At 37.6% G+C, this 12,327-nt stretch carries 9 protein-coding genes; all 9 read left to right on the forward strand.

Annotation, left to right across the window (positions count from 1 at the left end; all coding sequences use genetic code 11):
• Window positions 1–38: 38 nt before the first annotated feature.
• The 9 genes from serC (at window position 39) to F1325_RS06040 (ending at window position 12,088) form a co-directional block, all read left to right on the forward strand.
• On the forward strand, window positions 39–1,127 hold the full coding sequence (gene serC / locus F1325_RS06000) for a 3-phosphoserine/phosphohydroxythreonine transaminase (protein WP_109373522.1): 1,089 nt from the start codon (window positions 39–41) through the stop codon (window positions 1,125–1,127).
• Between the two features lie 196 nt (window positions 1,128–1,323).
• Complete coding sequence (aroA, locus tag F1325_RS06005; protein WP_109373523.1) at window positions 1,324–2,610, forward strand: 3-phosphoshikimate 1-carboxyvinyltransferase; 1,287 nt, start codon at window positions 1,324–1,326, stop codon at window positions 2,608–2,610.
• 312 nt (window positions 2,611–2,922) lie between these two features.
• On the forward strand, window positions 2,923–3,609 hold the full coding sequence (gene cmk / locus F1325_RS06010) for a (d)CMP kinase (protein WP_098943727.1): 687 nt from the start codon (window positions 2,923–2,925) through the stop codon (window positions 3,607–3,609).
• A 173-nt stretch (window positions 3,610–3,782) separates the two neighbouring features.
• Complete coding sequence (gene rpsA / locus F1325_RS06015; RefSeq protein ID WP_006537421.1) at window positions 3,783–5,456, forward strand: 30S ribosomal protein S1; 1,674 nt, start codon at window positions 3,783–3,785, stop codon at window positions 5,454–5,456.
• Between the two features lie 64 nt (window positions 5,457–5,520).
• A complete protein-coding gene (gene ihfB / locus F1325_RS06020) occupies window positions 5,521–5,808 on the forward strand; it encodes an integration host factor subunit beta (protein ID WP_006537420.1) in 288 nt (95 codons plus the stop codon).
• A gap of 430 nt (window positions 5,809–6,238) precedes the next feature.
• Window positions 6,239–8,590 carry a DNA internalization-related competence protein ComEC/Rec2 gene (locus tag F1325_RS06025; protein ID WP_348272621.1) on the forward strand — a complete coding sequence of 784 codons (2,352 nt, stop codon included), beginning with the start codon at window positions 6,239–6,241 and terminating at the stop codon, window positions 8,588–8,590.
• 36 nt (window positions 8,591–8,626) lie between these two features.
• On the forward strand, window positions 8,627–10,372 hold the full coding sequence (gene msbA / locus F1325_RS06030) for a lipid A ABC transporter ATP-binding protein/permease MsbA (RefSeq protein WP_109373525.1): 1,746 nt from the start codon (window positions 8,627–8,629) through the stop codon (window positions 10,370–10,372).
• Window positions 10,369–11,358: a tetraacyldisaccharide 4'-kinase gene (lpxK, locus tag F1325_RS06035; RefSeq protein ID WP_109373526.1), complete on the forward strand. Its 990-nt coding sequence runs from the start codon at window positions 10,369–10,371 to the stop codon at window positions 11,356–11,358. The genes msbA and lpxK overlap by 4 nt, the downstream gene beginning before the upstream one ends.
• Window positions 11,359–11,872: 514 nt before the next feature.
• The gene (locus tag F1325_RS06040; RefSeq protein ID WP_023581324.1) at window positions 11,873–12,088 is read left to right on the forward strand and encodes a cold-shock protein; all 216 of its coding nucleotides are present in this window, start codon (window positions 11,873–11,875) and stop codon (window positions 12,086–12,088) included.
• The last annotated feature ends 239 nt before the right edge of the window (window positions 12,089–12,327 follow it).

Here is a 12,327-nt window from a genome sequence, read left to right on the forward strand (position 1 = left end):
TCATTTTGTAAAAACATATTCAGATAGGGTGAATTTGAATGAGTCAGGTATATAACTTTAGTGCAGGTCCGGCTATGTTACCGGCAGAAGTCCTTCGTCGTGCAGAATTAGAATTATGCAACTGGCATGAACTTGGGCGTTCGGTTATGGAAATTAGCCACCGCAGTAAAGAGTTTCTTGAGGTTGCTCATCAGGCAGAACAAGATCTTCGCGATCTTCTCAATGTGCCAGAAAACTATAAAATTCTTTTTTGCCACGGTGGTGCTCGTGGCCATTTTGCTGCTTTACCTCTCAATTTATTAGGCGATAAAGCAAGCGCTGATTATATTGATGGTGGTTATTGGGCTAAAAGTGCAGCCGAAGAAGCTGAAAAATATTGTTCGCCGAATATCATTAAAATTAAAACAGAAGTTGATGGCAAAATTGGCGTTAAGCCAATGAAAGAGTGGCAATTAAGTGCTGATGCTGCTTATGTGCATTATTGCCCAAATGAAACCATTGATGGTATTGCCATTCATGAAGAGCCAGATTTTGATGACAGCAAAATTGTTATTGCTGACTATTCATCTTCTATTTTATCTCAACCGATAGATGTTAGCCGTTTTGGTGTTATCTACGCGGGTGCACAAAAGAATATTGGTCCTGCGGGTTTAACGATTGTCATTATTCGTGAAGATCTATTAGGTAAAGCGCGTAAAGAAACGCCTTCCGTGTTCGATTACACTGTGCTTGCTGAAAATGATTCCATGTTTAATACACCACCTACCTTTGCTTGGTATTTATCAGGTATGGTCTTTAAATGGCTGAAAGAGCAAGGTGGTTTGCAAGAGATGGCAAAACGTAACTATGAAAAAGCAGCGCTTCTTTATAGTGCAATTGATAATAGTGATTTCTATATCAATCGTGTTGCCACAGAGAATCGTTCACTAATGAATGTACCTTTCCAAATGTCTTCTCCTGAGTTGGATTCTGTATTCCTAAAAGAGGCAGAAGCACAAGGTTTAGTCGCATTAAAAGGTCACCGTGTATCAGGTGGTATGCGTGCTTCAATTTATAACGCAATGCCATTGGAAGGTGTTCAAGCATTAGTTGACTTTATGGCTGATTTTGAACGTCGCCATGCGTAATAAATAAAATTTAGAATAAGAAAGCCTGCTTAACATACAGGTTTTCTTATTTATTCAATATTCAAGATGTTAATAATTAAAATTGAATTACTTAGTGCAGAATTAATAAATAAAAATATAAGTATCTAAATAATTTTATATTTAATCAAATAACATCCCTCTTAATTTATTTGTCTATTGGAGTTTTTACCTGTTTATGGAATCGTTAACATTACAACCTATCGCTCATATCGAAGGTGTTATTAATTTACCAGGATCAAAAAGTGTCTCTAACCGTGCGTTGTTATTAGCGGCTTTAGCTAAAGGTAAAACTCGTCTAACCAACTTATTAGATAGTGATGATATTCGTCATATGCTTAATGCATTAAAAGCGTTAGGTGTGCAATATCAATTATCAAATAACAATACGGTATGTGATATTGAAGGGCTAGAGGGAAAGTTTAAAACCAATTCGCCATTAGAGCTCTTTTTAGGTAATGCAGGTACAGCAATGCGCCCATTAGCGGCTGCATTAAGTCTTGGTGAGCACGATATTATTCTTACGGGTGAACCTCGTATGAAAGAGCGTCCAATTGGGCATTTAGTTGACGCTTTACGCCAAGGTGGCGCAAAAATTGACTACCTTGAACAGGCAGATTATCCGCCAATTCGCCTATGTGGTGGTTTTTTAGGTGGTAATGTTGAGGTTGATGGGCGTGTTTCTAGCCAATTTTTGACTGCATTATTAATGACGGCACCTTTAGCTGAGCAAGATACGATTATCACCATTAAAGGCGAATTAGTATCAAAACCTTACATTGATATTACCTTAGCATTAATTAATACCTTTGGTGGAAAAATTGAAAACCAAGACTACCAACGCTTTGTTATAAAAGGTGGACAGCAATATCAATCACCAGAAAAGTACCTTGTAGAAGGTGATGCTTCATCTGCTTCTTACTTTTTAGCCGCTGCTGCCATTAAAGGTGGCACTGTACGAGTTACAGGTATAGGTAAAAATAGCTTACAAGGGGATATCCATTTTGCTTCTGTGCTTGAAAAAATGGGCGCAAAAGTACGCTGGGGTGATGACTATATAGAGTGTGAGCGTGGAACGTTAAAAGGCATTGATATGGATATGAATACTATCCCTGATGCAGCAATGACCATTGCTACCACGGCACTTTTTGCTGAAGGTGAGACTGTTATCCGTAATATCTATAACTGGCGTGTAAAAGAAACTGACCGATTAGCGGCAATGGCAGCAGAGTTACAAAAAGTGGGTGCGATAGTTGAAGAAGGGCACGACTACTTAAAAGTAACGCCACCAAAACAGTTAACCACTGCGAATATCGAAACTTATAATGATCACCGCATTGCGATGTGTTTTTCGCTGGTGGCACTTTCAGATACGCCAATTACTATTCTTGATCCAGGATGTACTGCAAAAACCTTCCCTGATTATTTTGAGAAATTAGAAACACTTTCTCAACGTAATAATTAATGTGAAAATCATTAATTAAAATGAGTCAAAATTAAATCAATTAAATCGGTAGTATTGGACTTTTTGAAGAACAATACTGCCGATTTTTTATTGTGATTAGATTAATTTTTCTAAAAAATACACTATCTCGAAAAAATAATATTAAATAAGACCCTTTAGTGCTTATCTGCTTGTTTCTTCCTATACATTGTATGCGTATAATGTCGCGCATATATTAATACTGTTTTTCTCTGTTTGAATACAATGCCTATTATATCAATGTAATAAGAGCAACAAATACAGAAATGCAGTGCCCACGAAAAGGAGAAACTCATGGCGGTTATCGTCCCTGTTATAACTGTTGATGGGCCTAGCGGAGCAGGTAAAGGAACATTATGCCAAGCATTAGCGAAAGCGTTTGGCTGGCATTTACTCGATTCTGGCGCTATTTATCGTGTATTGGCATTAGCGGCTTTACATCACCATGTTGATATCACCTCAGAAGATGCTTTAGTTCCCCTGGCTGCAAATTTAGATGTACGTTTTATTCCTAATGAGAATGGCTTAAGTGTCATTCTTGAAGGTGAAGATGTTTCAACTGAAATTCGAACAGAAACAGTTGGGAATACGGCATCACAAGCTGCGACTTTTCCTCGTGTAAGAGAAGCATTACTGCGTCGTCAGCGCGCATTTCGTACAGCGCCGGGCTTAATTGCAGATGGTCGAGATATGGGCACAATTGTTTTTCCTGATGCTCAAGTAAAAATATTTCTAGAAGCGAGTGCAGAAGAGCGCGCGCGTCGTCGCATGTTACAGTTGCAGGAAAAGGGCTTTAATGTTAACTTTGAGCGCCTTTTATCCGAGATAAAAGAACGCGATTACCGTGACCGGAATCGCGCTGTTGCGCCACTTGTTGCGGCGAAAGATGCATTAATTCTCGATTCTACAAGCTTGTCTATTGACGAAGTCATTGAAAAATCGTTGACTTATGCTAAAAAAAATCTGCAATTATCAGCGTAATTAATTTTTATTTCGTTTATACTAGGTAATTATCAAAATCGGGTTGACGTGTTAATGAAAACACAACAATGCCCGATGACCTTGTCACAAAGGATGTAACGAGGTATGTGAAACAACCCCATTCGGCCGGATGCTAAATGGACGTTAATTAAATTTACTTGAAGATCATTAACATGACAGAATCTTTTGCTCAACTCTTTGAAGAATCCCTAAAAACAATCGAAACTCGTCCTGGCGCTATCGTTCGCGGCGTTGTAGTTGCTATCGATAAAGACGTTGTTCTGGTTGATGCAGGTCTGAAATCAGAATCTGCTATTCCTGTAGAACAATTCAAAAACGCTCAAGGCGAATTAGAAATCCAAGTGGGCGACGAAATTGATGTTGCTCTGGACGCGGTTGAAGATGGCTTCGGTGAAACCGTTCTGTCTCGTGAGAAAGCTAAACGTCACGAAGCGTGGCTGATGCTGGAAAAAGCTTACGAAGAAAACGAAACTGTTGTTGGTATCATCAACGGTAAAGTTAAAGGTGGTTTCACTGTTGAACTGAACGGCATTCGTGCGTTCTTACCAGGTTCACTGGTAGACGTTCGCCCAGTTCGCGATACAACTCATCTGGAAAACAAAGAGCTTGAGTTCAAAGTCATCAAATTAGACCAAAAACGTAACAACGTTGTTGTGTCTCGTCGTGCGGTTATCGAATCTGAAAACAGCGCAGAACGCGATCAGTTATTAGAAAACCTGCAAGAAGGCATGGAAGTTAAAGGTATCGTTAAGAACCTTACTGACTACGGTGCATTCGTTGATCTGGGCGGTGTTGACGGCTTACTGCACATCACTGACATGGCTTGGAAACGTGTTAAACACCCAAGCGAAATTGTCAATGTTGGCGACGAAATCACTGTTAAAGTCCTGAAATTCGACCGTGAACGTACTCGCGTATCATTAGGTCTGAAACAACTGGGCGAAGATCCATGGGTAGCTATCGCTAAACGTTATCCAGAAGGTACTAAACTGACTGGTCGTGTAACTAACCTGACTGATTACGGTTGCTTCGTAGAAATCGAAGAAGGCGTTGAAGGTCTGGTACACGTTTCTGAAATGGATTGGACTAACAAAAACATTCACCCATCTAAAGTTGTTAACGTTGGTGATGTTGTTGAAGTTATGGTTCTTGACATCGATGAAGAACGTCGTCGTATTTCACTGGGTCTGAAACAGTGCAAATCTAACCCATGGCAGCAGTTCGCAGAAACTCACAACAAGAACGACCGTGTTGAAGGTAAAATCAAGTCTATCACTGACTTCGGTATCTTCATCGGTTTAGACGGCGGTATTGATGGTCTGGTTCATTTATCTGACATTTCTTGGAATGTTGCAGGTGAAGAAGCAGTTCGTGAATACAAAAAAGGCGACGAAATCGCTGCTGTAGTTCTGCAAGTTGATGCTGAACGTGAACGTATCTCACTGGGCGTTAAACAATTATCAGAAGATCCATTCAATAATTACCTGTCTGCTCACAAAAAAGGTGCTATTGTTTCTGGTAAAGTAACTGCTGTTGACGCTAAAGGCGCAACTGTAGAATTAGCTGACGGTGTTGAAGGTTACCTGCGTGCTTCAGAAGCTTCACGTGACCGCGTTGAAGATGCAACTCTGGTTCTGAATGTTGGCGAAGCTGTAGAAGCTAAATACACTGGCGTTGACCGTAAAAACCGCGTTATCAACTTATCTGTTCGTGCTAAGGACGAAGCAGACGAGAAAGACGCTATCGCTTCTGTAAACAACAAAGAAGAAGTTGGTTTTTCAAACAACGCTATGGCTGAAGCTTTCAAAGCAGCTAAAGGCGAATAATTTAAGTTATTAACGGAAGGCAACGTTAATCGTTGCCTATTTATCGGTAGTTTAGGGAGGTAATATGACCAAGTCTGAGTTAATCGAGAGACTTGCAGGCCTACAATCTCATCTTTCGGCTAAGACGGTTGAAGAAGCTGTAAAAGAAATGCTTGATCATATGGCTGATACTTTAGCTGATGGTGAGCGTATCGAAGTCCGCGGATTCGGCAGTTTTTCTCTACACTACCGTGCGCCGCGTACGGGTCGTAACCCGAAGACTGGTGATAAAGTAGATCTGGAAGGTAAATACGTTCCACACTTTAAGCCAGGTAAAGAGTTACGTGACCGTGTAAATATTTATACGGAATAATAACTCCTGTCGAAATGGCACGATGTTAGTTAACTTTCTCAAAAACGGTACTTAGGTGCCGTTTTTTTATTACCAATTATTATGACTTTTAGCGTATTTTCTGCTTCCTAATTTTCTTCAATCTCTGATCTTGAATTGATTGATTTGCTCTATTTACTTTATCCCACTAGTACCTACCTTTCTTACTTCTTCTTTACTACTGTATTCTGCTTTAGTTGTAATTTCTCTATTTAATTACCTGTATCACTTAGTTGTTTTGCTTTTTACGAGTTTCTTCTCAAAATTCATTGTATGCAACAAGAGATCTTTTTCTTTTCATAAAGCATCGCTAAAAAATGACCTAAAAGTCTTTCTTTAATTGAATGGTAATATCATGATATTTAAAAAATAATTGAAGGTAAGGATGCTGAAAATGATTTTATTGAATCAAATGATAAATTTTTTTGAGTTAAGGGTGTTATCAATAAAACGTAGGTACTCTCATTCAGCCTATTTTCAAAAACTCTATTTCACAAAGTTAACTTTAGATAATATTGCTTTAGCAATGATATTAGGTTGCTTGCCATTATTAGCTCAACATACACTTTTTAGCCAAACTATTTATTCTATTATTATTCTAGTTGCTCTATTTCTATTATTTTTTCCTTTTTGCTCATTCCGATTTTTAGCAATATTTCTGTTTTTCTGGGTTTATTCAAATATGGTTGCGTCATCGTTAATGACGAGAACGGAACAGTTTGCTGATAATATGGCAATATTTGAAACTAAAGTTATGGAATATCGCCAATTAGCAGATGGTAATATTATTATCAAAATACCTATTACGAAAAAAACGCTCTTTTCATCATCTGTTTATGCTAACGTGTATTGGCGAAATCCGCCTAAAAATATAGCGGTAGGGCAATATTGGAAGTTTAAGATTCAATTCAGAGCTGTACATAGCTATTTAAATGAAGGTGGGTTTGATAGCCAAAAATATGCCGTTTCTATGAAAGAAACTCTAACGGGTAAAGTGATGACGGCTAAGTTTATCCGAGATGATATATCACTGCGTACTCAGCTTATTCAGACCATCTCAGCTTATTGGCAAACAACAAAAAATAAAGGTGAAATAATTGCTTTAGTCTTAGGTGATAAGCGATATATCGAACCTGAAAAAAAAGAGCTCTATATGAAAATAGGCATTGCACATTTAATTGTGATATCGGGTTTACATATAGGTTTAGCTGCCTTTGCTGGTTGGGTTATTGCAAGAGGTATTCAATTTCTTTTTCCTATCAGATGGATTAACCCACAGTTTCCATTAGTTATAGCTTGGCTATGTGGTGTTTTCTATGCCGCGTTATCGGGTTGGGGAATACCAGCAACAAGAGCTGTTATTGGATTAACCGTTTGGGTGATTTTGCATTGGGGGAGCCGATTATTTTTACCTTGGCAATGGGCACTTTGGAGTGCTGCACTCATTCTTATTGCTGAACCTCTTTCTATACTTTCAGCCAGTTTCTGGCTCTCATTTTCTGCTATATTCGCCATCATTTTTTGGTATTGGATGTACCCATTAAAAACTAAATATAATTATCAAAAACGGTGGTTTATTTTAAGATTAGTACATTTACAATTTGGTTTATTAATTATTTTATTACCATTTCAATTATATTTATTTAATGGTGCTAATTTTTTTAGTTTTATTGTTAATTTATGGGCGGTTCCTATTATTTCTTTTATTACCGTACCATTAATAATGCTTGGATTATTGACATTTTTTCTCTCATTTTTCCAACCGATAATTTGGCATTGGGTTGATCTTTCAATTAACCTTGCTTTTTGGTGTGCTCCATTATTTTTACCATTTTGGCAAGATAGCGGCGCTATCCCCTTATTATTAGGATTTTTGGGAATTGGTATTATTTTAGTCATCAAAATGTCATGGTGGTATCATCATTTTATTTGTATTGTGGCTATTGCTACTATTTTATATTGTGAATTCGCCGCTTCTTCACGCTATCAATGGCGAATGTCTATGCTAGATGTTGGGCATGGTTTAGCGGTTATTATTGAAAAAGAAGGAGAGGCAATTATTTATGACACTGGAATACGTTGGAAAAGTGGTGGTTCAATTGCAAAAAGTGTCATTATTCCTTATTTAAAAAGCCTTCGACTTAAACCCGTTGCATTGATAATTAGTCATGATCATCTTGATCATACGGGTGGTATTAAAGATTTAATAAAAGCTTATCCTAACTTAAGCATTCGTAGTAGTTTTGACGATCCTTCGCATTTACCTTGCTTAAGCAATAAATCATGGCAGTGGAAAGAGCTTCAATTTGATGCATTATGGCCACCGAATAAATCACTTTCTCCGAAGAATAATCAATCCTGTGTAATTAATGTCAGCGATGGTAAACACAATATTCTTTTGACTGGAGATATAGAGAAAGAAGCTGAAGCTCAATTGGTAAGAGTAAAAAAAGAACAACTGAAAGCAGATGTTTTACAAGTCCCTCATCATGGTAGTCAAACATCATCCACATTGATGTTTATTCAAGCTATATCACCAAAAATTGCACTCGTTTCTGCTGCTCGTTATAGCCCTTGGCGTTTACCTTCTGATAAAGTACATCATCGCTATAAAAAAGAAGCTATTAATTGGCTAACAACCTCTATTAGTGGGCAAGTTTCTATCGAGTTTAATCAAGATATTATTGATGTATTTACCTATAGACGAGATATTTTACCTCGTTGGTATCATCAGTGGTTTGGTGTTTTGACGTTTCCCGAGTAGAATGTCCGGCTAATTATTAAAAGTTTGGTAATATATATGAATGATATAGATCTATCAACGTGGCAAACATTCCGCCGCCTATGGCCAATGATCCGACTTTTCAAAGCGGGTTTAATCACAGCTGCAATTGCATTAATTATCAATGCGGGCGTGGATGCATTTATGATTTCCTTATTAAAACCGCTTCTTGATGAAGGTTTTGGTAAAGCGAGTAATGACGTATTAAAATGGATGCCTTTTGCCGTTATTGGACTGATAGTTCTGCGTGGTATATCTAACTTTATTTCAAGTTACTGTCTTTCTTGGGTATCAGGAAAAGTGGTAATGAATATGCGTCGCCGACTGTTTTCCCATATTATGGGAATGCCGGTGAGCTTTTTCGATCAGCAATCAACAGGGACTTTACTCTCCCGTATCACATATGATTCAGAACAAGTTGCCTCTTCATCATCAGGTGCATTAATTACTGTTGTACGTGAAGGTGCTTATATCATCGGGCTATTCTGTTTGATGTTTTACTATAGCTGGCAATTGTCTCTGATCCTTATCGTTATCGCGCCTATTGTTGCTTTTGTTATTCGTTTAGTATCGACTCGCTTTAGAACGATCAGCAAACGAATTCAAAACAGCATGGGGCAAGTGACAACTAGTGCAGAACAAATGCTAAAAGGGCATAAAGAAGTTCTGATTTTTAATGGTCAAGAAGTTGAAAATAAACGCTTTAACCATGTGAGTAATCATATTCGCCGTCAAGGTATGCGTATGGTTGTTGCGTCGTCAATTTCAGATCCTATTATTCAATTGATTGCTTCTTTCGCATTAGCATTTGTCCTATATGCAGCAAGTTTCCCTGAAATTATGGATACATTAACAGCTGGTACAATAACGGTTGTTTTCTCCTCAATGGTTGCATTAATGCGTCCATTGAAATCGCTGACTAATGTGAATGCTCAATTTCAGCGTGGTATGGCCGCTTGTCAGACGCTATTTGCTATCCTCGATATGGAGCAAGAAAAAGACACAGGTAAATTAGAGCTGAAGAAACCGACTGGTGATATTGAGTTTCGTAATGTCACTTTCCAATATGTGACGAAAGATACACCAGCTTTAAAAAATATGTCATTTACTATTCCTGCTGGGAAAACTGTTGCATTAGTTGGACGCTCAGGTTCGGGTAAATCTACGATTGCAAACCTGATCACACGTTTTTATGACATTAATGAAGGTGAAATATTGATTAATGGTCATGATATTCGTGAATACACATTGAAATCTTTGCGTAATCAAGTGGCTCTGGTTTCTCAAAATGTGCATCTTTTTAATGAAACAGTGGCAAACAATATCGTCTATGCTTGTGAAGATCAGTATACCCGTGAAGATATTGAAAAAGCGGCGAAAATGGCACATGCGATGGACTTTATCCAAAAAATGGATAAAGGCTTAGATACTGAAATTGGTGAAAATGGTGTGCTACTTTCAGGCGGACAACGTCAGCGTATTGCAATTGCAAGAGCGTTATTGCGAGATTCACCAATTCTTATTCTTGATGAGGCAACATCAGCACTAGATACAGAATCAGAGCGTGCTATCCAGTCAGCACTTGATGAACTACAGAAGAATAGAACTTCTTTAGTGATTGCTCACCGTTTATCAACGATTGAGAAAGCGGATGAAATATTAGTTATTGAAGACGGTGAAATTATTGAACGCGGCGCACACCTTGATTTGATTGAGAAAAAAGGTATCTATGCTCAACTTCATAGGATGCAATTTGGCAAATGATTGAACGGATTTGGTCTGGTAAATCTTGGTTTTATATCCTATTGCTTCCATTCTCATGGTTGTATGGTGCGATCACACTGTTAAGGCGTTTTGCATATCAAAAAGGGTGGTTAGCATCATGGGAAGCCTCTGTTCCTGTTGTGATTGTTGGCAATTTAACTGCAGGTGGGAATGGTAAAACACCTGTTGTGATATGGCTTGTTGAGCAATTAATACAGCAGGGATTTAAACCAGGTGTTGTGTCTCGTGGTTACGGCGGGAAATCAGACCATTATCCATTACTTTTGACATCCGATACATCACCTTCTATGGCAGGTGATGAACCTGTATTGATTTATCATCGAACAGGTGCTCCCGTTGCGGTTGCACCTAATCGACGAGATGCAGTAAAAGCGTTATTAGCTCAATATGAGCTTGATGTGATCATCACTGATGATGGTTTGCAGCATTATGCATTACAGCGTGATTATGAAATTGTTGTTATTGATGGCCAACGTCGGTTTGGCAATGGTTGGTGGTTACCAGCAGGGCCTATGCGGGAGCGTGCAGGGCGCTTAAATTCAGTAGATGCAATTATCGTTAATGGCGGAGTAAGCCAAGGTAACGAGATAAGCATGGTGCTGGAAGGTGATATTGCTGTTAATCTTAAAACGGGAGAAAAGAAACCCGTTCAGCAAATTAAAAAGGCTGTTGCTATTGCTGGAATTGGTCATCCACCTCGATTTTTTAACTCTTTACATGAAAAAGGGATAGAGTTAATCACAACAAAAGCATTTAGTGATCATAGTGATTATAGCGCTCAAGAATTACAGGATCTAACGCCAGATTTAGAACCTCTTATTATGACAGAAAAGGATGCTGTTAAATGTCAGCATTTTGCGCAAGATAATTGGTGGTATTTACCCGTTAGCGCTGAATTAAATAGTCAATCTGTGCTAAAACAAGTCAGCAATTTAATTTACGGCTCGAAAAAAACTTGTATCTGATCTGAAACAATGATATTTATAGTGGAAATCAGGATAGCGTTACATAAAAGATTACCTACCTACAGTTGCATATCGCTTTTGTCGTAGTTCAATTTAACTCGCCATTACCCTATCTACTCAAAAGCCTTGTGTGGAGAGTTTGTGGATCTTGAATGTAGGGTTAATATTTTGTGCAGTGAATAGCGTTGGCTTTTGTGCACAATGAATGATAAAAACCATTTTTGATGGTGACTAATTATCTCTATATTCGGTTATCTTTTTTATCAGTGCGCAATAAATATCAACATGTCATCTTTTTGTCATATTGATACTGTAAATATTTATTGTGCTTTAAGATATTTATTAAGCTTAGCTATCACGATTTTGAACATTTATATTGAATAATAAAATGCACTACTTAAATTAATGTGTTCAGAATTTAATTGGGGTTTTATATAAGAAGACTTAATAAAAAGTAGGATGCATTTGTATAGGAAAATAAAACTATACAAAGAACAAAAGGAGTTTATCTATCATGACATTACAATTAAGAATGGGTCGCGTAAAATGGTTTGACAATAACAAGGGTTATGGTCTTATTGTTGCAAGAGATATTGAACAAGAAGTTTATGTCAATAAAAAAGCGATTGCCAATACAAAAAATAAAGCATTAACAGAAGGTCAAGACGTTGAGTTTTCTGTTATCAGAACAGCAGCAGGTTTAGAAGCCGCTGATGTTATTGGGTTTTAAATAAGGCTTAGCCTTGTTAAAGTTGTAGATAAAACGATAGTTTAACATCGAGATTAAATTATCGTTTATGCCTATTTTTAGGTAGGTAGGCGGAAATAGTTTACCACCAAGCTGAATAAGTAATATAAAAGAGTCATTTCGTTAATTAGAATGCAATAAAGATAATAAAAAGGTTAAATTATTATCAATAAAAGCTGAATGTAATTCTTTATTAATGATGTTGCAGACTCAACGATAAA

It is taken from the genome of Proteus columbae, from assembly GCF_009914335.1.
Taxonomy (GTDB): domain Bacteria; phylum Pseudomonadota; class Gammaproteobacteria; order Enterobacterales; family Enterobacteriaceae; genus Proteus.

What these genes read in the sequence shown, in the direction of transcription:
- F1325_RS06025 (WP_348272621.1), top strand. Translation starts at nt 6,239, where the DNA reads ATGATAAATTTTTTTGAGTTAAGGGTGTTATCAATAAAACGTAGGTAC.
- ihfB (WP_006537420.1), top strand. Translation starts at nt 5,521, where the DNA reads ATGACCAAGTCTGAGTTAATCGAGAGACTTGCAGGCCTACAATCTCAT.
- rpsA (WP_006537421.1), top strand. Translation starts at nt 3,783, where the DNA reads ATGACAGAATCTTTTGCTCAACTCTTTGAAGAATCCCTAAAAACAATC.
- aroA (WP_109373523.1), top strand. Translation starts at nt 1,324, where the DNA reads ATGGAATCGTTAACATTACAACCTATCGCTCATATCGAAGGTGTTATT.
- msbA (WP_109373525.1), top strand. Translation starts at nt 8,627, where the DNA reads ATGAATGATATAGATCTATCAACGTGGCAAACATTCCGCCGCCTATGG.
- lpxK (WP_109373526.1), top strand. Translation starts at nt 10,369, where the DNA reads ATGATTGAACGGATTTGGTCTGGTAAATCTTGGTTTTATATCCTATTG.
- cmk (WP_098943727.1), top strand. Translation starts at nt 2,923, where the DNA reads ATGGCGGTTATCGTCCCTGTTATAACTGTTGATGGGCCTAGCGGAGCA.
- F1325_RS06040 (WP_023581324.1), top strand. Translation starts at nt 11,873, where the DNA reads ATGACATTACAATTAAGAATGGGTCGCGTAAAATGGTTTGACAATAAC.
- serC (WP_109373522.1), top strand. Translation starts at nt 39, where the DNA reads ATGAGTCAGGTATATAACTTTAGTGCAGGTCCGGCTATGTTACCGGCA.